We start from the raw sequence: 20,415 nt of genomic DNA on the forward strand, positions 1-20,415 counted from the left end.
TGATACCCAGTTATATGTCATTTTAAAAAATCAGACTTTTCCCAGGAGCTTTTTATAAACCCGCTCAGTCTGCTCCAGCATATGTTCAACAGTAAACTCTTTTTTATAACGCTGGCGTGCCTGTGTCCCTAATTTTGCGGACAAGGCTTTGTCAAAGGCGAGTCTTTGTATTGCATCAGCAAAAGCAGATATGTCACCTGGTGGAACCAGAATACCGGTCTCGCCATTTAACACCCCTTCAGGAATGCCCCCAACCTGCATGCCGACAACAGGCAAAGATGCTGCCCCTGCCTCCACAAGCGACAATGAAAATGCCTCACGGCGTGAGGGCGCCGCATAGACATCAAAGGCTGGCAAAATCCGTTGCACATCATTGCGATACCCCAGAAAATGGATACGGGGATGACCTTCTGCCATAGCAATCACCTGATGTCCAAACCCTGTTTCAGTATCTCCCAGAAAATAGATGTGAACATTTTCTGGAGACAACCTGGCAATTTCTACAAGCAGATCCTGCCCCTTGTCCCGGTGAAAACGTCCGGCAAGCACGACAGCAAACTGTTCATCTGGAATCGCCAGTTCCTGACGCAAAAGATCACGCTCACCACGTATCATGTCAGGCACGCCGTTATAGATACGTGTAATGATCTCTTTGGGATAATGATGCCTTACCAGGTTTGCCTCTACCGCATCAGCCACAGCAATCAGATGTCTGCACCGGCGCATATGCTTGCTGGAACTCGTGGAGTGCACAGTGCTGACCGGAACAGCCTTTGTGCCCATCGTTGCTATCCCGACATACTGGGATGGACGTACCTGGTGTGCATGTGCAATATCCGCTTTCCAGAATTTGATCAGACGATGCAACTTCCAGTAAGACGTCACATCAGCAATCCCCCGCATCGGCGCGAGCTCCATGGGTAACTGGTGAATGGTGCACTGGTCACTGATCCACGAATTTTTCGGACCCACAACGAGAACATCATGCCCCATCTCCCGCAAACCAAGCGAAAGCGACAGCACATGATTTTCAGCACCACCAAATGTAAGACTGCGAATAACCTGGATAATACGCATGAGCAGTACAGTACGTCCTCATGTTAGTAAAGTCAACCAGGAACATCTGCTTTGTTGTGTTTAAGATATTTCAGGGGTTTATGGCAGTAAAGGGCTCAGCAGAAAAATATTTATTGAGTTACAAAAAAATGGTATCGTATCAAGATATTTAACGTCAGCAATCTACCGTCCTGAGAATATTTCGAATCAGTTGAGCGAGTTTGTATAACTTTCACTTGGCATTTTATTGATTTCCTTATTTAAAATTCAGATGCAAAACATTTTACCATTAACTAATATTTAGAATGACTCATATTCAAGTAATATTTCACATTACTTTTTAAATCATCTATTTTAATTATCAAAAGTCATGAAAATCTGGATTATTGGCAATGCCCCAAACAAACAAAATATTGATCATTTGGTAAATAAGGAAGATATTGTTGTTCGATTTAACTCTCCAAATCCTTCTTGCTCATTGAGAGCAGATGTTCTGTTTATTGCAAATGCATACGAAAATGTTCGATCAAGAAAAATGAATATTAACAAAAAATATCTCAAGAAAAACACTTTCGTTATATACCGTTTTTCATTAAAAGGTGTTTTTTCGTTACTTAAAAAACAAAAAATTTTTAAAATAATAAAATACTTGTATAGATTCTTATTTTTTATACTAAGAAACAATCTGCATCATTTCAAATATAAATTTTTTGATTTCAATTTAATAAATAAAATTGCATCTGATGTTTTGAAAACTGATAAGGAACCCAGCTCTGGTTTTATCATAATTTACTATTTCCTTGAAAAATATAAAGATGCAAAAATCATCATGCACAACTTTACATTTGAAGGATGGGATGGACATCCGTGGGAAAAAGAAAAAAAATATGTACAGCGATTGATTGATGAAAATAAAATACTGCATATTTAGATGTTTAAAAAATGCAATAATCAGACATTAAATTACCATATGAAATATGTCAGCCGAAAAAATTGGATTTCCCAACAATTTCATCCTATTTTCTGCTAATACCCACACCAAATTTATTTTGACTAATTTCCTAGAAATCACTTGAAAGCGAGCAGACCTTATGCAGTGTTTTGTTATTAATCTTGCCAAAGACACTGATAGAAAACAATCCATTTCAGAAGAATTGAAGAAAGCGGGAATTGAGTTTGCCTTCATTGAAGCAGTAAATGGTGCGGAACTGCTGCAGAATGGCAATATTACCGACGTTTACAATGAGACTAAGGCCATTCGTGAACGCCATCGCAAAATGACCGCAGGAGAAATTGGTTGTGCGCTGAGCCACCTTAAAATTTACCGGAAAATGCAGGACGAAAATATTTCCCATGCCCTGGTTATGGAGGATGACATTTATATCCAGACGAACCACTTCCGGAAATTGCTGGAAAAAGTTGAACTTTTATATGATGAGAATACACCGACTGTCACACTGTTCAGTCATATCAAACGCTATGTCAGTACAAAGGAAAGCCAGCCACTGGATGAAACCCATGTGGTACATGACTATTATCGTGGTGGTTCCGCCTATTGTTATGTGATTACCAAAAGGGCTGCAAAAAAAATGCTGGATTCACTTTTTCCCCTCTATACCATTATCGATAAATGGGAACTTCACCAGGATTTCATCAACGTTAAAGCCGTTATACCTTATTGCGCCTATGTCAAAGATCAATTCCCCTCCTCCATCAATGCCATAGGGGGAAGAGATGAACATATCCGGAAAAACAAGATCAGGAACCTCTCATATTACCTGAAGCATTACATGAGTATATTTTCAAATGTATTCAGGCGCATTTCCATGGATATCAGAAAACAGCCACCGCCTCAAAAAAGGATGTAATATGGTGATCCAAAACCCGTTTTTCTCTGGTAAACCAGACTGATACCCTACCCCTTGGGTCCTTTTGAGAGAGATTTTTTCGGCACGTTTTTCATATGAATTTTCCACAGATACCCCGGCAGGGTATCTCCATATGAAATAGCTTTTCTGGGAAGCTCAAAAGGACTTCTGGCGTAATTGGCCGCAGCCCGAAGACACGTCAGGCCGGTTTTGTACCCTGCTTCTTCAACCATATCAGCAACCTGCTGATTATAGTAGCCATAGGGATAGCAAAAATCAGGAACGGCCTCCCCCAGCACATCCTCCAGCTTTGCCTTGCTTCCGAAAATCTCCTCCCGTGCGACCTGTGGCGGGCATTCTGACAGCCGGACATGATTGACAGAATGTGCGCCAAAACTGACGCCTTCCTTGCGAAGTTCACGTATCGTGGCAATATCCATCAGGCTGGCCTCTTCAGGAACATCATCCATCCACTGCGTTGTTCCCCCCAACATCCCTGCCACTAGAAACATGGTGACCGGATACTGGTATTTTTTCAGAATCGGCCAGGCATACTCGCGAAAATTGTCACAGCCATCATCGAATGTCAGCACGACAGCTTTTTCAGGAATCGGCTGACCTTCATACAAACCGGCATAGGCCTGGGCAAGACTGATGACATTGTAACCACGCCAGTGAAGCCATGCCATCTGCCGTTCAAACCGGCCGACATCACAATATACGGCACGATGCTTTCTGGGATTATTGAAACGTCCCACCTGGTGGTACATCAATATTGAAATAGGAGGCGCTAAAGGTGGTCTTGTTATCATCATCCAAATCCTGCAAATTCTTTACATTGTACTTCTGGCCCTGTCACTTCTGTCAGTTATTTCCACTACGGAAAACCCTCCTGCAGAAGCTGCCGCACTTTCATGCATCATCTGATCATGTTTACTTTGTTATTGGCTGATATGTAATGACTCAACAAATTCACTCGAAGGCAATTTATAAAGGCCCGCATAAACGCCATCCTTTTTGAGCAGCTCTTCATGCGTACCAATTTCAACAATCTCCCCTCCTGCCAGCACTACAATCCGAGAAGCACCTTCTACTGTAGAAAGCCTGTGCGCAATAACCAAAGTGGTTCTCCCCTTCATTAATTCATCCAGTGCCGCCTGCACTTCACGTTCAGATTCCGTATCAAGCGCAGAAGTTGCTTCATCCAGTATCAGTACCGGCGCATCCTTGTATATGGCTCTCGCTATGGCCAGACGCTGCCGCTGTCCTCCAGACAACCGTAACCCGTTATGGCCGATATTGGTCTGCAACCCGTCTTCCAGACCAGCAACCACACCAGACAAGTGCGCGGCCTTGACAGCAGCTTCTATCCGGGACATATCCGGATTCATATCGCCATATGCCACATTGGCAGCAACCGTATCATTAAACAGGACAACATGCTGGCTTACCATCGCAATCTGCTTACGAAGGCTGGAAAGAGATATCTCCTGTATCGAAATCCCATCAAGTAATATCTGCCCGCTGGATGGTGCATAAAATTCAGGAAGCAGATTTACCATTGTCGTCTTTCCGCCTCCTGACATACCGACAAGCGCAATGGTTTCTCCCGGCTTGATATGAAGATTGATATCTTTAAGGGCATAGCCGGATGACCCCGGATAGGAAAAACTCACATTGGCAAACTCTATCTGTCCTGTCGCCCGTCGATCCAGAGTTATCCCGTTTGTTCTTTCTATCGGGGCATCAATCAGGTCAAAAACTGCTTCTGCTGCTGCCAGCCCCCTTTGCAGGGGACCATTTGCCTGAGCCAGATCTTTCATGGGCGCCAAAAGCATAAGCATGGCCGTCAAAAAGGAAACAAAGCTGCCAACCGTTATCTGCCCATGCCGGAACTGATACAGGGCAATAAGCACAATAACGGCAACAGCACAGGCTGTCATCAGTTGCGTTATCGGCACAGTAGAGGCGAATGTCCGGGTGGTACGCATGGTATAACGCCTGATTTCTTCTGTTCCCCGCGCAAAGCGTTTTCTCTCGAATTCCTGTGCATCAAAAACCTTGGTGACAAGGTGAGCACGAGTAGACTCCTCAAGCTCCTGTGTCAATGCGTTATTTAATGCCAGTGTCTCCTGATTCAGTTTTTTCAGGCGCCGTCCTGTGTAACGAATGACCAGCGATGTCAGAGGAAGAAGCACAAGGGTAATCAGGGAAAGTTTCCAGTTCAGGTAGAAAAGCCATGCCAGCAAACCGACAACCGTGAGAAACGACCTGACAATGGAGGTCAGTATGTCGGTCACCATATTAATAATCTGCCGAACCTCAAACATAATCGTATTAAGGATTCTGCCAACGGAATACGATTCAAAATAACCGGCGGACATATCCAGCATACGGTCAAACATCTGTTGACGTATCACCGTTAAAAAACGGGACGATACCCAGGTCAGCATGTAAGTGCTGGTAAACGTAGCACAACCGCGAACAACAAAAAGGCCAATCACTATTGCCGGTACATACCAGTATGGAAAATCGACACCATCCTGAAAACCATAATCCAGCAGCAACTGAAAGAAAAAAGGAATAACCGGTTCTGCTGCAGCGGTTACCGCCATGGCAAGCAGTGCGATGACAATCCGCCCCTTGTAGGGCTTATGTAAAACAATAACGCGCTTGAATAGGGCTGGAATCATGAAAAAATACCGTGAAAACAAATAGACAAACCATGCATGAAACGACTTACGTCTCCAGACTTCTTCTCCTTTGGATGAGAAGAGCCATTAAAATTGATAGGATAAAAACATAAAAGTTCACGATCTGCTTTGGCAGAAATACACCTTCAGTCAAACCAAAAACAAAGAGCGCTATACTGACTGCTGCTCCCATACAAGCAACAGTTCTGAGTTCCGCATCATCAGAATAAACCGCCCGGAAAAAATAGCAAAATGGAACCAAGCTAAACAGGATAACAGACAAGGCGGCAAGGATACCGCCAGTTCCAAGTTGGTACATGAATTCATTATGCAGATGCCAGGAACCAGCATCAGCCGCCTTTTCAGAAATTATATTTTCTGACGCCAGACCCTGCATTTTTTCCCTGAATTTACCCCGGCCAACGCCGAATAAGGGACTTTTTTTGAACAAAGCAATTCCTGCCTTGTAATGCTGAAAACGAATACCAACAGAAGTATCCTTGTTTTTTCCTCCTTCATACTGGCTGATATCATCTATTGCTGTTGTAAAACGGCTCTGGATATTGCTGCTGAAAAAAAACAGGCTGGAAAAAAACAGCGCGATTATGCCGCATAAAATCAGCAGGTTTTTTCTTTTTATTTTAAAGAGTCGTGCTCCAATCCAGATAAAAAAAGGAAACGCCAGCCATCCTCCCCGTGTCAATGACACAATGGATACTGCCAGAGCAGCAACAAATGCAATCACCTTCAAGACAGAAATGACTCTGTTATCCATCCTTTTCCAGCCAAGAGATAAAAACGCCAGAAATCCCAACAGCAACGTCATGTTGGCATAATTAATCAGACGAAGCTGAATAAAGTGCTCAGTATTTGGCCTAACTCCACCCTTCTGATAAACCATATAAAAGAAAAGAAGCGAACAGGCGAGTGTGCCAACGACCAATCCCCATCGTAACCGCGACAAAACTTTGTAGGGGATACTCAACAATCCATATATCAAAACAGGAATAAGCAGGAAGCGCAGTGAAAAATCGAAAAAAGCGAGACGAAAACCACTGACAAATAATTGATTCAGGATTTCGGCAACGAATGGGCAGGCCATTGTGAGAAAAAGCGGCCAGTAATCCGAGAAAAAAGATCTGAATGATTGCTGCCGAGAATTTTTATAGATGAAGAACGCTGACAGACACAGGACGAGAAACAGATAAAAAAAGGCATCATTCGCTCTTTTTGAAATAAATACCACAACAGGAAACAGGATAACAGTTATGCCAAATAACCATCGGTAAAATACAACACTTTTTTCTTGCCGTGAAAAATTATCCATTATTCGCACAGTATCCTAATGCTGCTCAAGAAACGACATGGCGCTTTTCTGATATCGCTTTATTTGAGAGCTCTCCAAGCATTTGCATACTTTCATCTGTCGGTATCAACTGCCAGTCTTCGCCAAGAGCGATTTTACAGATATTTACTCCGGATCGATAGCTCGCAATGACAGGCAATCCTTTCGGGAAACAATGAGGACTCAGTGCTTCTCTCAACTCATCAAGATCGTACTTTTCTGGCAACTCAAAATACAGATATTCATGAAAATGCATCCGAGCTCCCGCAATATCCAGCGCCTCATCCGCATTGATGCGCAACCCGCCTGAAAACCTGTCTTCCGACACCTTGCCAAAAACCAGCAGGAACTCATCCTCGACAAACACCGATCTTTTCTGCTCCAGCAATTCCGAAAAGACCGTCACTTCCACCGTGCCGCTGCCATCATCCAGTGTCACCACCAGCATACGGCCACGCTGTGACATCTGGTTGCGAATGGAGGAAATAATACCGGCCACCCATTTCGGTTCACGGGATGATGCCAAAGAAGCGATTCGGGTGTGCCCGAACTGCTTTGCTTCCTCTGCATAAGCGTGAAAAAGATGCCCGGACATACAAAAACCAAGCGCATCCTTTTCTTCCTGCAGTTTCTGCTTTTCTGTCCAGTGCGGCACTTTAACATATTCCACCGCCTGCATGACGGCTTCTTCACCACCAAACAGACTCCCCTGATTGGCAGATGCATCGGCCTGCTCTGCAGCCTCAATTGCCAATGGAACAGATGCCAGCAAGATAGCCCTGTTTTCACCGAAGCCATCAAATGCCCCTGCACGGATAAGTGAATCAATCGTCCTCCGATTCACCTGGCGCCGATCAATGCGCGAACAGAAGTCAAACAGATCCGTGAAAGGCCCTTCTTTTCTGGCATTGACAATGGCTTCGATAGCCGCTTCACCTGACCCGCGCACAGCTCCCAATCCATAACGGATTTCTTTTACAGGCTGGTCACTTACGCTGGGGGGCTCACCAACCGGCTTGAAACGGTATTCGGATAAATTGATATCAGGTGGCAGCAACGTCAGCCCGCATACATCCAGCGCATCTTCGAACAGGATACGGACTTTCTCCGTATCATCCATAGCCAACGACATGTTGGCAGCCATGAAAGCTGCCGGGTGATGGGTTTTCAGCCAGGCTGTCTGGTAGGCCAGCAAGGCGTAAGCTGCCGCATGGGATTTATTGAAACCATAACCGGCAAATTTTTCCATGAGATCAAAAATCTCATCGGCCTTTTCTTCAGAAAGATCATTTTTCGCCGCACCCTCGCGGAAAATCTGCCGGTGTGCCGCCATTTCATCCGCATCTTTTTTACCCATGGCACGACGCAACAGATCGGCGCCACCGAGCGAATAATCGCCGATAATCTGTGCCATCTGCATGACCTGTTCCTGGTAAACCATGATGCCGTAAGTCTCAGACAGAATACCTTCTGTTCTCGGATCCGGATACTCAAAGCGCTCACCATGCTTACGCCGGCAAAAATCCGGTATGAGGTCCATCGGTCCCGGACGATACAAGGCAACAAGCGCAATAATGTCTTCAAAACGGTCCGGCCTGGCATCCTTCAGCATGCCCTGCATGCCCCGGCTTTCCAGCTGGAACACGGCAACCGTCTTTGCATTTGTCAGCAGATCGTATGTGGGTTTGTCATTAAGCGGAATCGATTCCAGCGTAAAATCCGCCATGGCAGGATCCAGTTCACGAATATACCGTGCAGCCAGATCAAGGATAGTCAGCGTGGCCAGCCCAAGAAAGTCAAACTTGACGAGGCCAATCTCTTCCACATCCTTTTTATCAAAATGGGAAACGACGCCCCCGTCATTTCCCTGTGTATACAGGGGACAGAAATCTGTCAATTTGCCAGGTGCAATCAGCACACCACCCGCATGCATACCCACATTACGTGTTATGCCTTCAACCTGTTCTGCCAGGGCAAGCAGCTGCTTTACCTCTTCTTCATTGGCTTCACGCTCTGCCAGTAAAGGCTCCTCTTTTTTGGCTTCCGATATAGTGACAAGCTTGCCAGGCTTGAAGGGGATCAGCTTGGAAATCCCATCGCAAAAGTTATAACCAAGATCAAGCACCCTGCCGACATCGCGCACAGCAGCCTTTGCCGCCATCGTACCGAATGTCGCAATCTGTGAAACGGCATCCTTCCCATAGCGCTCTTTCACATACTGAATGACACGATCCCTGCCCTCCTGGCAAAAATCAATATCAAAGTCAGGCATGGAAACCCGCTCCGGATTCAAAAAGCGTTCAAAGAGCAGATTGTAGGCAAGCGGATCCAGATCGGTAATGGAAAGGGAATAGGCAACCAGTGAACCCGCTCCGGAACCCCGCCCCGGTCCCACAGGAACGCCATTTTGTTTCGCCCACTGGATGAAGTCAGCCACAATAAGAAAGTAGCCGGCAAACCCCATATTGTTGATCGTGTCGGTTTCAAAATTCAGCCGCTCTTCGTATCGGGGACGCGCCGCCTCCCGCTCTGTTTCAGAAGGATAAAGCTGGACAAGCCGATGCTCGAGTCCGCGCCTTGCTTCATGGACCAGAAATTCATCCAGTGTCATACCTGCCGGCGTCGGAAAATCCGGCAAACGCGGCTTTCCCAGCTCCAGTTGAAGATTGCAACGCTTGGCGATCTCAACAGAATTCTGTAATGCCCCGGGAAGGTCCTCAAACAATTTGACCATTTCCGCCTGCGAAAGGAAACACTGCTGCTCATTAAACAGGCGTGTTCGCCGCTTGTTCGAAAGAATCTCTCCGCCGGAAATACAGATTCGCGCCTCATGTGCCGTGAATTCTTCAGGAGAAAGAAATTGAACCGGGTGAGTTGCAACCACAGGCAATTGCAATTTGGTTGCGAGTGCCACTGACTGTCTCAACAGCTGTTCGGCTCCCTGCTGTCCTGTCCGCTGTACCTCGATATAAAAACTGTCCGGAAAAATGGTTGTCCAGCGTAACGCATGCTTATCCGCAATATCAGGGTTGCCTTTTCCAAAGGCCATGCCGATATCACCATCACGAAAACCGGACAAGGCGATCAGTCCGTTTCCTGCGCTGCTTTGCGTCAACGCTTCCAGCCATTCAATCCGGATTTCAGCTTTTCCTCTATGCTGGTTTTCCAGCCATGCCCGCGAAAGCAACTCGCACAGTTGGAGATAGCCATGCTGGTTCTTTACCAGCAGCAAAAGACGGGAGGGCTTGTCTCTTTCCTGCTCATTGGTAATCCATACATCACAGCCCGCAATCGGTTTTACCCCTTCCTTTCTGGCGGATTGATAAAATTTGATCAGGCCAAAAAGGTTGGACAAGTCCGTCAATGCCAATGCGGGCTGTGCATCCTTTGCTGCCGTTTTGACAGCATCGTCAATACGTACAAGCCCGTCGACAATGGAATATTCTGAATGAAGGCGAAGATGAATAAATTGCGGTGACATCATCCCGCTATTTTACCTTGTCTCTCATCTGAAAAACCCGTAGAGAAGAAACGTTTTTTACAACTTCCCCGCTCCCTCCGCATTCTGCTGGCAGAACGCGCATCCTTACCGTAAAATAAGGAAGACCTCTACCAATCCGGAGAAAGATATGAAACAGCATCCATCAACACGAAACCTGTCGGTTCACCGTTTTGTTGCCGGATGGCTGGTTCTGCTTGCCTGTTTGCTGTTCATCCCGAAAGCCGCGCTTTCACAAGAGCCGGTTAATTATAAATTCACGCTGACCAATAAAAGCGACACCAGAGTAACCAAGGTTGTTCTGGCCCCTTATGGATTGATCCAGATCCATACCGGCACCAGTCTTGCTCCGGGAGAGAAAATTACTATCTCCCGACCTGAATGCAAAAAAATGCGAATGGAAATTGAACACAGCAAAGGAAGCTTCTCTTTTCCCTTCACGGATTTTTCCCATGAAAAGAATACCTCCCTTGCCCTGATGGTCAGGAAAGATTCTGTACCGGTTTTGAGATTTGAAGAACGCAAGAGAGGGGATATTACCGGAGACAACTCCAGTTGGCGGTTTACCCAGATACTGGGATCTGTCCCTTTTGGTGTCGGAACAACAACAATGGCTGAAGCCATCGCCCTGGGAGCAAAGGCAGACAAGAAGAAAAATGAGCTGGAAACAACACTCATGTGGGGAAACCGTTCCTGGAGCCTTGCCCTGGAATTCACAGGAGATGCACCTGAAAGCAGGCTCAGGCATATGGAAATGGTGGCAAAAGGCACGCATGGAAAAACACCTTCCGCCGTCCATGAGTCGCTGATGTCACATGGCTATGTTTATTACAGTATGCAACTGAAAAAAACATCCGGAGAACTCTATGTCAGCGTACCGCTTGCCAGAGCGCTCGAAAGAGCAAACATGAACGGCCGCAGCCAGGCAGCTGTTTTAGCAGCCTATCAGAATGAAGTTGTTGTGCAGTCTTTTCCCGGAAAAGGATTTTGGGTCGTATCCATGACACTGGCACCCAACCTGGTAAACCGTCAGTAGGTGTCGTGTGCATCTGTTCCTGACATAAACATCAGGAACAGAACGGGTTAAGGCTTATTTCTTTGGCAACCCGCCTAAAAGCGCGGCTACTTTCTTTTTAGGCGACTTCTCTACACTCTTGCTGTCTTCTTTTACTTCTGCACTCGACGATGAAGAAGGCTCATAGGGCTTGTCAAACCAGGGATCATGCTTGCCCTTGCGTTCAAGCACCACGGATTTGTAAGGGCTGCGATCGGAACGCTTTCCGGATGAAGTCATACCGTGACCACCTTCCCGCTGGCGTTGCACTGACCGTTCTGAAAAAGACTTTTTCCCGTCAAAACCGGTCAGGGACGTACGAGGCAATTTACGCTTGATCAGCTTTTCGATATCGGCAAGACTACGCTCATCCTTGGCAGAATAAAGCGAAATGGCATCTCCTGAGGCACCTGCCCGGCCGGTTCGGCCAATACGGTGAACATAATCCTCTGCCGTAAAGGGCAAATCGTAGTTGATTACACACGGCAACTCGGCAATATCGAGTCCTCTGGCGGCCACGTCAGTTGCAACTAGCGCATCGATTTCTCCTTGTTTGAAGGCTTCAAGCGCAGCCATCCTTTCAGGCTGTGTCTTATCGCCATGAATTGCGGTTGAGCGAATGCCCTTTTTTTCCAGCAGACGGGTCAGACGGGAGGCGCCAATCCGTGTGTTGGTAAAAACCAGGACCTGTTTCAGATTCTGGCTCTGGATGATATGTGCTACTGCACCGCTCTTGTCAGCCTCATCCACCTGATAAACGGCTTGTGAGACGTTATCTGCTGTCGCGTTGCTTCTGGCGACTTCAATCGTAACCGGGTTATTCAGGATAGTCGCTGCCAGTTTTTTGATTTCAGGGGAAAACGTTGCGGAAAACATCAGGTTTTGCCGTTTTTGAGGCAACAGATTGATAATGCGTTGCAAATCCGGCAAAAAACCCATATCCAGCATCCGGTCTGCCTCATCCATGATCAGGATGCTGGTCTGTGATAGATTGACCGATTTTTGCTGCACATGATCCAGAAGGCGTCCAGGGGTAGCGATCAGAATCTCCACACCGGCCCGAAGCGCCGTTGTTTGTGCCGCCATATCAACACCGCCAAATACAACAGCAGAACGCAGGCCGGTATAGTGCGCATAATTACGCACATTATCGGCAACCTGGTCTGCAAGTTCCCTGGTCGGGGTCAGGATAAGCGCCCGAACCGGGTGACGGGCAGGAGACATGCTGGTATTGGCAGTGGGCAAAAGTACCTGAATAACCGGCAGGGAAAAACCGGCTGTTTTACCGGTACCCGTCTGGGCAGCCCCCATCACATCGCGCCCCTGCAAGACAACAGGAATCGCCTGTTGCTGGATGGGAGTGGGTGAGGTATATCCCTGATCGTTCAATGCCCGCAGAATTTTTTCCGCCAGGCCAAAATCCTCAAAGCGCAAAACGGGTACAGCCTTGTCGGCCATCTTTTGATTATCTGACATAATTCAATCAATATTACAGCGTTATACAGCAGTTTGAGAGGTGATGCCTACGCCCCCCGAAGATAATATCCGGGTCCAAATCAAGTTATTTTCCAAAATAAGCGTACATTGTACGACACTTGGGTTAACAGCGTTGAATCCGTTCCTGTCCAGACCAATAAAACCATGCACCGGATCAGATGACAGCGGCTCTGACATATCAATTTTCTTTTTGCGCCTGTATTCTTTTGGCGCGCTCCCGGATATCATCAATAAAAATCAGCTCGGACCAGGTCTGCATGCTTGGCCTGTCAATATACATTTCCATTCGCTCTATATCGCTGTTCACAACTGCCAGTTGTTTTTCATCATCCGCTTTTTCCGAAACGTCCATTTTTTCAGTTGACTGAAGCTTTTTTTCCAGTCGGCTCTTTTCGTCATACAAAATCGCCATCATCAATTTCATAACACCCTCTGTTCATCCGGTACCGGCATCATGCGATTATAAAAACCATACCACAACACCCCCTGCCAAAAACAGCATTGCACACAAGAAACATCTTTCCGAATTAATACGATAATAAAAACAGATGGGGCACAGTCTTTGCCACATGGCAAAATCCTGAATCCCTGATATAAAAAATCCCCTGTATGGAAAGCCGTTATGAAAGTCCGTTATTTTCCCCTTGTTTTCTGCAGTCTCTTGCTTATCGGAGGCTGTTCGGACAATCATTCTCCAGAAAAGAAACCTGATGAGAGAAATACCGAATCTGCATCCAAAATGAGCACTGACTCAAGCCGGTTTCGAGTTGAACCGGGACAGTTTGCAGAACGCTTTAACCGATGCATGGAAAAACTCAGCCAGCGTTTCCGGATTGAAGACGTCCCGAAAGTAAAAGTTGGCCCCAACCAGGATACCTTTCAAAGCAATTCCACCCACCAGATCACCATCATCGGCACAATCGATAAAAAAAGCGGGTATGTTGTCAATGCCATGCTGGTGGCGAGGGGAAATGATGAGCAGGGTATGGAAAATATTATTGTGCATGCAACCGGCATGGCGGCCGGCTATGAGCCTGAAATCATACCGGTACAGGCAAAAAAGGACATAAGCCGTCTGGTTGCGGCATACAACCCTCACAAGGATGAGCCCATCTCAATGGTATACAAGGGATTGAAGCTGACTTATGGCATGCAGGCAGATATGGGATTAAGCCATTTTTCTGTCAGGCCAGCGGAGTAACAAACCCTGAAATAAGGAAGGGTGGAAGTCTAACAATTAATTGAACTCATTAAAAATAGAGCATTTATACATTTTCGATTATATAAATACCCCCAAACATACCCCTATTTGTGTTTTCGTCTCTATCATTTACACAAAATAACGATAATAATCCGCATGTTTGCTACGCCTCTGCCCGGCAGTCAGGAAAATAAGACGCAGGGATGACCTCCCTAGTTGTAAAGTCCCAATAGGTTGTTCACCTTTCGAATCCCCGTTAAGCTGGAGTTACGACACTCAGCAAACAGGAAAGGAAGAAAGGTGAACATCCATAAGAATGCCAAACTTACGCCCAAAGGTCGAGAAGAAATGGTCAAACGGATGCAGACCCAACCGGCATCCATTGTGGCAGCCGGATTTGGCGTCAGCGTCAGAACTGCCAGGAAATGGGCAAGACGCTACAGACTTGGTGGTCTATCCGCCCTGAAAGATGCTTCTTCCCGTCCTTTACGCTGTCGTAGCAAGCTTCGTTTACAGGAAGTTCAGCAGATTCTCTCCTTGCGTCAAAAGCGTTTGACAGGAGATATGATTTCACACCGCCTCGGTCTATGCAGAAGCAGTGTATTTCGCGTCCTGAAGCGTCATGGCTTATCACGGCTTCGTGCATTAAATCCCAAAGAGCCGGTTGTCCGTTATCAGTGGGACAAGCCCGGCCAGATGCTCCACATCGATATCAAGAAGCTGGGCAGGATTGATGGCGTTGGACACCGCATCCTTGGCTGGGCGGCTGCCAAGCCGCGCCATGCAGGTTGGGAGTATCTGCATGTTTGTGTGGACAATGCCTCGCGCATGGCTTTTACAGCCATCTTGCCCAATGAGAAAAAGGAATCTGCTGTTTTATTCTTACGTCAGGCCATCGCTTATTACCAGCGTCCTGGCATCCGGGTAGAGCGGGTTCTGACTGACAATGGTGCCTGCTATCAATCTTTTGCCTGGCGTGATGCCTGCGCTGAACTTGGTATCAAGCACAGACGAACCAGACCTTATAGGCCGCAGACCAATGGAAAGGCAGAGCGCTTTATCCGCACTGCCATGAATGAATGGGCGTATGCCAGGGTGTATACTCATTCTCATGAGAGAACGGCTGCCCTGGCTTTGTGGATCAACTGGTATAACAGCATCCGATCTCTCTCAGCTCTCGGAAAAATCTCTCCAGCTAAATGGCTATCCGTAAATGGGAATAACGTATTGGAACTTAACAGCTAGTTCGTAGACAAAGTCGAACCTCACGCGGCCACCTAATCTGGCCAAAATCTCGGAAACGGAATAACCTCTTTCGGTTATCTGACGAACCGCGTCTTCTTTAAATTCCAGTGTAAATCTTTGTGAACTCAGCCTCCCTATGCTCAAATCATGAGTCCGATTTGTCTATGGTTATAGGGGAAGTCCAAGAACAATTGCCATCGTCAGTAAAAGTTGATGCTCTCTGAGACTTTCTGGTGCGTCAATGAGTGCAACCTTACTTGACACCCGCAATTTGACACATCGTGTTATTATACTTATAGTGTTCTTATTAACGTGACAATTATGAGCCAACTCAAAATTAAAAGCCCAAACACATCAAACTATTTTGACGCGTTCCGTAAACTATATTATCACCTCTATTCAAACAGTAATGCGAGTAGAGCAGAGAGAATCATTGGTGACCTATCAAAGCTTCTCTTCATCGCATTATGCAGAGGCAATAAATTGCAAAGCGCTCAAGCAATTGATGAGTATTTGGACGGAAAAGAAAGTGCAAATACGCTTCTTCTTCCGATATTGAAAGCAAGCTACACCGACGTCTTTGGCCATGATGATAAATTCCATTTGGATGACACCTCCCTCCGCTATGGTCTATCAGTAATCGCAAATTTAGATTTACATGAAGCAAAATCTCACCTGCTAGGTGATGCATTTCAGGCGCTGATTGGCCCAAATCTCCGAGGTGATAAAGGTCAATTTTTTACGCCAAAAAGTATTGTGAGGTGCATGATTGCAGTTCTTTCACCAAAAGCAGGCGCGAAAGTAGTTGATCCTGCATGTGGTACGGCAGGTTTTTTGATCGAAACGGCATCCTACTGGGAATCAAAAGGGCGAAAACGAGGCAAACTCATTGGCATAGACAAAGACAATGATTTGTTCGTTTTTGCATCTGCTCTTGCTGAACTCGCAGCGCCAAACAGTAGCGTCCTTAACGCAAACTCATTAGACATTAAAGCACTGCTTAAGCTTGATGAATTCCTCAGTCCTTTTGATGCAGATTACGTGCTTACAAACCCTCCTTTCGGCGCAAAAATCCCCATTAAGGAAAAAGAAATTCTATCTCAATTCGATCTGGGCCATAACTGGGAATTTTCCAAAAAAACAAATAGTTGGAAAAAAACAACTCGGATTTCTTTGTCCCGAGATCCGCAGATTCTTTTTATTGAACTATGCGTAAGGTTACTCAAACCAAATGGGATGCTTGGAATCGTTCTTCCCGAGGGCGTTTTTGGAAACTCAGGGTCTGGCTTTGTTATGGACTATTTGAGAAGTAATGGAGAAATTATAGGTTTGATAGATTGTCCAAGAACATCATTTCAGCCCGGCACAGATACAAAAACAAACATTTTGTTCTTCAAAAAAACCGTAAAACCAAACAACAACTCTGTGAAGATTGCTGTTGCCCTCACCTGTGGTCATGATCGCAGAGGGCGAACGACGAAAAATGATGGCACACCCTTTCCAGATGATTTTGCAGCGATCGCAACAGACTGGTCAGCGAAGAAACATGAATATTGGTTCGAATCAGAAATTTCTAACAAGTATTACTTAGTGCCACGATATTACGATCGAAAAACTAATCTGTTACTGGAACGGGACGCCGAACGACTCAATGCTAAGATCATGTCACTTCAAGAAATGATAGAGCGTGGTTGGGTTTCTGTGCAGAAAGGGCACGAAGTTGGCTCAGAAGCCTACGGAAGTGGGGACATACCTTTCATTCGCACATCTGATATTTCGAATTTTGAAGTCTCTATAGATCCAACAAAATCTGTTAGTGAAGATGTTTTTCATTCTGTTAGAAGTGAACAAAATCTAAACCCGGGTACCATATTGATGGTTGTAGATGGTCGATATCGTATTGGTCGCTGCGCAATTCTTCACGAGTTCAACTACAAATGCATAGCCCAGAGCCATCTGCGAATCATCAATGTAAGCAAAGAGGCACCAATCAGCTCATTTGAACTGCTTTACTTACTTAGCTTATCTAGCGTTCAACGAGACATTCGCAGCCTAGTGTTTATCCAATCTACACTTGGTTCACTGGGAAATCGAATCAAAGAAATAAAAATCCCTGTCCCCAAAAAGCAAAATGCAGAGTTTTCCGCCATGGTTTCCGCCTTTACCGATGCATTGAAGGAAAGAGCAAAATGGCTTAATGTGCTCTCTCGATTTGAGGAGGGTAGTGTCGAACTATAGAAATAGTTTTAGAACTACGTTCTATCTATTCTATCTAAAATGCCAGAAATCCAGCCATAGAATTCCTCTACTGTTTTGTTTCCCTGAGCGATATTACACTCACGATGTGCGAAACCAACATTATTCTGATTGTGTTCACGTGGATTGCTATGTGCTGTCTCGATTTCCGCCTTACCCCGCTGCGCATTCTCAAACAAGGAAAAGCTTAAAGGCTCCTTGCAAACGATGCAAGTCGTGCTTCCTTCTACCATTGGAGAAAAGCGGGATTCGAGGTATGTCCTAGTGTCTGCAGGACAAGGCGGAGCATCGGGCATCTGATAGGCAAGCAAAGTAAGCCGTGCCGCAACATCCATGCAGTCATCATACGTCGCAGCTTTTTCTCGCAACTTTGCAACAACGCCAGGCTTTAGCGCCACCATGTCAAGTCCATAATTCTTCAACACATCATCGCTTTGAAGCATGACCCATCTATCAATTCTGTTGGGACCAGCATCCTCACTTTTCCATGCCGCACCTGTCGTTTTTGTCGCGTCTCGCTTGATCTTATTAGTTACCCTTGGATGGGACACTGACAAATCAGAAAGATACGGAAACTCCTTACATTCACCTTCGTGCCCATCCTCTCTGTAACACTTTTTTTCTGAAATATCTTTATACTTCCCTCGAACAGGAAGGTTTTTTTTGCACAGACCCATCGTCAACTTGCCTCATCAAGAACGGCCATTAGCTGGCTTGGTTTGTATTTGAGGGCATACGCAATAGAAACGATATTTTGCAGGGAAACATTTCTTTCTCCCCGCTCAACACTTCCGATATAAGTGCGATGAAGATCACAAAGCGTAGCAAGTTCTTCCTGAGAAAGTCCCAGCTCTAAACGCCTACGGCGTATTTCCCCGCCAAGAAGTTTTGATGACCCCATGACCAGCCCCCCATTAGTGGCTGTTAGATTAGGCGCGTGATGACTATATGTCTACAGACTATAAGTGGCAAGCTGGGCACAAATTTCCGATACACATACTCAACCTCGTTTTGCCTTAGCTGTTTGTGTCCGTCGACTTCCCGTAATATGAGACCGGCCAAATTGAAATTTTTTGTAAAACTTTGACACAGGAGACTTAAATGAAGAAGAGCCGATTTACTGAGCATCAGATAGATCGTGTATCAATACTGAAAGAAGCAGATCCTGGGATGAAAGTAGACGATACCTCACGCACCCGACGCGCCACATGAAGAAGATTTCCTACGTCCAGTGCGCAAAATGCCGGATATCTTTCTTCTGTTGCCTCAACAGCAGAGGCCATCCAGAACAGGATGCCCGTCCGGCAGCGGTGGCAGGCCATGCGTCTGCATCTGGTCAACAACGCGGTCAATTCGGGACATTCAATGCCCCATCCTTGAAATATCCCTTCAGATCATCAACCAGGTCAACCACGCTGACACTACGATCATACGCGCCAATAAAACAGCCTGGCCATCGTGTGGACAGGCTGTTAAAACGCTTTCCGGCAGCACCGGACATGACCAATTGGTCATTAATGATAAAAACCCCGAACACCTGGTGCTGGCGGTAGACCCGGATCAGGATCCGCCTGACAACCTCGGTCAGCGTCAGCGGCGTCAACTGGTGTTTTCGTAGCCGGGTACGCTTGGGCTTTTTCCGGCGTTTCAGCACTGGAACACGGATCGCCGATGGATGGGAATATGGAGGCTTATTTCGCATTTTCAGACTGCAATCTCGCAATAACCCTGTCTACCGCATCGACATGTTTTTTTTGGTAGAATACCCGTTCCGCAAGACATGCTATAACGATCTCTGCTGGATAATCCCTCAGAAGATGATTGATTTGACGCACCCGCGCAACTTCACTTATGCTTAAATCCAAAATGCCATTCACAATGACACCCACATCGTCAAAATTAGCTAATAGGCTCATATATGCTCCTGCACACACTTCGTGGACAACCCTGCTCCCACTGCAACGCCTCTACTACTGATCAACGCATTCTTCATGCAGCTGTAGAAACGATGCCAGTCCAGGCTATAAACGGCATTGCCTCGTGGGAAGATGGAAAAAATATTCGGGTATTTGTTACCTGCAGCATCTGCAACCAACCAAGCATGATGTCGCTGAGGCCAAATGAAGGCTTTCAAGGACAAACAATCAGTCAAAATTTTTATAACCACTCTCTTTTTTTGAATAGACTCAGAACGGATGAAGTGCTTTTTAGCGGAGGGAAACGACAGTCCGCTCGCACAGTTCGGTCGGACGAACCCGGATTGATTGTTAACGGGATTTACACTGTTGTTGCCCGCTTCCCAGAATCCAGAGTACAACGCCCCAATGCTGACGACATCCCAAGTGATCTGAATCAGGAAATCACCGACCTTGTGGACATACTGGATCGACCTCGATATGCCATGATCGGCTGCCGCCGTGTTCTCGAACGCGCGTGCAAGGCTAAACTTGGAGACGCCGCCAATGGAAAAAACCTGTACGACCTCATCGATGCGGTTCTTGCGAATATGGAAACCACAAAGGCGCTTTCTGACTGGGCGCATGACCTGAGGCAACTCGGCAATGACGCAGTGCATGGTGATGACACCCCCATAACCAAAGAAGACGCCAAACAAGCATATGACCTGACCGTTCTTTTGGTCGACTTGCTTTTTTCCTACCCCAACCGCATCGCGAAAATGCGCCAAGCTGGAAAATAGCCC

Annotated in this window: 18 protein-coding genes and 1 pseudogene; 7 read left to right on the top strand and 12 right to left on the bottom strand. The window is 46.2% G+C overall.

Annotated elements, in window-relative coordinates; all coding sequences use genetic code 11:
• Window positions 1-30 precede the first annotated feature (30 nt).
• Window positions 31-1,077, bottom strand: a complete 1,047-nt coding sequence (locus NB640_RS02720; RefSeq protein ID WP_269309614.1) for a glycosyltransferase — start codon at window positions 1,075-1,077, stop codon at window positions 31-33.
• Window positions 1,078-1,426: 349 nt separating this feature from the next.
• On the opposite strand from NB640_RS02720, the gene NB640_RS02725 reads away from it, so the two are divergent.
• Together NB640_RS02725 and NB640_RS02730 are read left to right on the top strand one after the other, a co-directional pair.
• Window positions 1,427-1,987, top strand: coding sequence for a hypothetical protein (locus tag NB640_RS02725; protein ID WP_269309615.1), 561 nt, complete (start codon window positions 1,427-1,429; stop codon window positions 1,985-1,987).
• 160 nt (window positions 1,988-2,147) lie between these two features.
• Window positions 2,148-2,924 (top strand): glycosyltransferase family 25 protein, encoded by a 777-nt coding sequence (locus tag NB640_RS02730; protein WP_269309616.1) that lies wholly within the window; start codon window positions 2,148-2,150, stop codon window positions 2,922-2,924.
• 47 nt (window positions 2,925-2,971) lie between these two features.
• On the opposite strand, the gene NB640_RS02735 is transcribed toward NB640_RS02730, so the two are convergent.
• From NB640_RS02735 to dnaE, 4 genes are all read right to left on the bottom strand, one after another.
• The gene (locus NB640_RS02735) at window positions 2,972-3,739 is read right to left on the bottom strand and encodes a polysaccharide deacetylase family protein (RefSeq protein ID WP_269309617.1); all 768 of its coding nucleotides are present in this window, start codon (window positions 3,737-3,739) and stop codon (window positions 2,972-2,974) included.
• A gap of 126 nt (window positions 3,740-3,865) precedes the next feature.
• On the bottom strand, window positions 3,866-5,617 hold the full coding sequence (msbA, locus tag NB640_RS02740) for a lipid A export permease/ATP-binding protein MsbA (RefSeq protein WP_269309619.1): 1,752 nt from the start codon (window positions 5,615-5,617) through the stop codon (window positions 3,866-3,868).
• Between the two features lie 46 nt (window positions 5,618-5,663).
• Entirely contained in the window at window positions 5,664-6,944 is a 1,281-nt protein-coding gene (locus tag NB640_RS02745) for an O-antigen ligase family protein (protein WP_269309621.1), read from the bottom strand.
• Window positions 6,945-6,969: 25 nt separating this feature from the next.
• Window positions 6,970-10,446 (bottom strand): DNA polymerase III subunit alpha, encoded by a 3,477-nt coding sequence (gene dnaE / locus NB640_RS02750; RefSeq protein WP_269309622.1) that lies wholly within the window; start codon window positions 10,444-10,446, stop codon window positions 6,970-6,972.
• 145 nt (window positions 10,447-10,591) lie between these two features.
• Between dnaE and NB640_RS02755 the strand changes: the two genes are divergently transcribed.
• Window positions 10,592-11,497, top strand: a complete 906-nt coding sequence (locus NB640_RS02755; RefSeq protein WP_269309623.1) for a hypothetical protein — start codon at window positions 10,592-10,594, stop codon at window positions 11,495-11,497.
• A 54-nt stretch (window positions 11,498-11,551) separates the two neighbouring features.
• Here NB640_RS02755 and NB640_RS02760 read toward each other — a convergent pair whose 3' ends face one another.
• Entirely contained in the window at window positions 11,552-12,991 is a 1,440-nt protein-coding gene (locus tag NB640_RS02760) for a DEAD/DEAH box helicase (protein WP_269309624.1), read from the bottom strand.
• Between the two features lie 199 nt (window positions 12,992-13,190).
• Window positions 13,191-13,427 carry a hypothetical protein gene (locus tag NB640_RS02765; RefSeq protein ID WP_269309625.1) on the bottom strand — a complete coding sequence of 79 codons (237 nt, stop codon included), beginning with the start codon at window positions 13,425-13,427 and terminating at the stop codon, window positions 13,191-13,193.
• Window positions 13,428-13,751: 324 nt separating this feature from the next.
• Here NB640_RS02765 and NB640_RS02770 point away from each other — a divergent pair, with 324 nt between their 5' ends.
• Window positions 13,752-14,213, top strand: coding sequence for a hypothetical protein (locus NB640_RS02770; protein WP_269309626.1), 462 nt, complete (start codon window positions 13,752-13,754; stop codon window positions 14,211-14,213).
• 300 nt (window positions 14,214-14,513) lie between these two features.
• Window positions 14,514-15,458, top strand: a complete 945-nt coding sequence (locus NB640_RS02775; RefSeq protein ID WP_269309627.1) for an IS481 family transposase — start codon at window positions 14,514-14,516, stop codon at window positions 15,456-15,458.
• Window positions 15,459-15,488: 30 nt separating this feature from the next.
• Here the strand turns inward: NB640_RS02775 and NB640_RS02780 are convergent.
• Window positions 15,489-15,587, bottom strand: a pseudogene (locus tag NB640_RS02780) (transposase); the annotation flags it as partial.
• A 192-nt stretch (window positions 15,588-15,779) separates the two neighbouring features.
• On the opposite strand from NB640_RS02780, the gene NB640_RS02785 reads away from it, so the two are divergent.
• Window positions 15,780-17,696 (top strand): N-6 DNA methylase, encoded by a 1,917-nt coding sequence (locus NB640_RS02785; RefSeq protein ID WP_269309628.1) that lies wholly within the window; start codon window positions 15,780-15,782, stop codon window positions 17,694-17,696.
• Window positions 17,697-17,710: 14 nt separating this feature from the next.
• Here NB640_RS02785 and NB640_RS02790 read toward each other — a convergent pair whose 3' ends face one another.
• The 4 genes from NB640_RS02790 to NB640_RS02805 all read right to left on the bottom strand — a co-directional run bounded on the left by NB640_RS02790 (window position 17,711) and on the right by NB640_RS02805 (window position 19,630).
• The gene (locus NB640_RS02790; RefSeq protein WP_332880235.1) at window positions 17,711-18,391 is read right to left on the bottom strand and encodes a hypothetical protein; all 681 of its coding nucleotides are present in this window, start codon (window positions 18,389-18,391) and stop codon (window positions 17,711-17,713) included.
• A gap of 2 nt (window positions 18,392-18,393) precedes the next feature.
• Window positions 18,394-18,615 (bottom strand): helix-turn-helix domain-containing protein, encoded by a 222-nt coding sequence (locus NB640_RS02795; RefSeq protein ID WP_269309630.1) that lies wholly within the window; start codon window positions 18,613-18,615, stop codon window positions 18,394-18,396.
• Between the two features lie 447 nt (window positions 18,616-19,062).
• A complete protein-coding gene (locus NB640_RS02800; RefSeq protein WP_269309631.1) occupies window positions 19,063-19,416 on the bottom strand; it encodes a hypothetical protein in 354 nt (117 codons plus the stop codon).
• A complete protein-coding gene (locus NB640_RS02805) occupies window positions 19,406-19,630 on the bottom strand; it encodes a hypothetical protein (RefSeq protein WP_269309632.1) in 225 nt (74 codons plus the stop codon). Before NB640_RS02805 ends, NB640_RS02800 begins: the two co-directional genes overlap by 11 nt.
• Before the next feature lie 485 nt (window positions 19,631-20,115).
• Here NB640_RS02805 and NB640_RS13005 point away from each other — a divergent pair, with 485 nt between their 5' ends.
• Window positions 20,116-20,412, top strand: coding sequence for a DUF4145 domain-containing protein (locus NB640_RS13005; protein ID WP_408637952.1), 297 nt, complete (start codon window positions 20,116-20,118; stop codon window positions 20,410-20,412).
• Window positions 20,413-20,415: the final 3 nt, after the last annotated feature.

It is taken from the genome of Oxalobacter vibrioformis (assembly GCF_027118995.1).
GTDB classification, from domain to species: domain Bacteria; phylum Pseudomonadota; class Gammaproteobacteria; order Burkholderiales; family Burkholderiaceae_D; genus Oxalobacter; species Oxalobacter vibrioformis.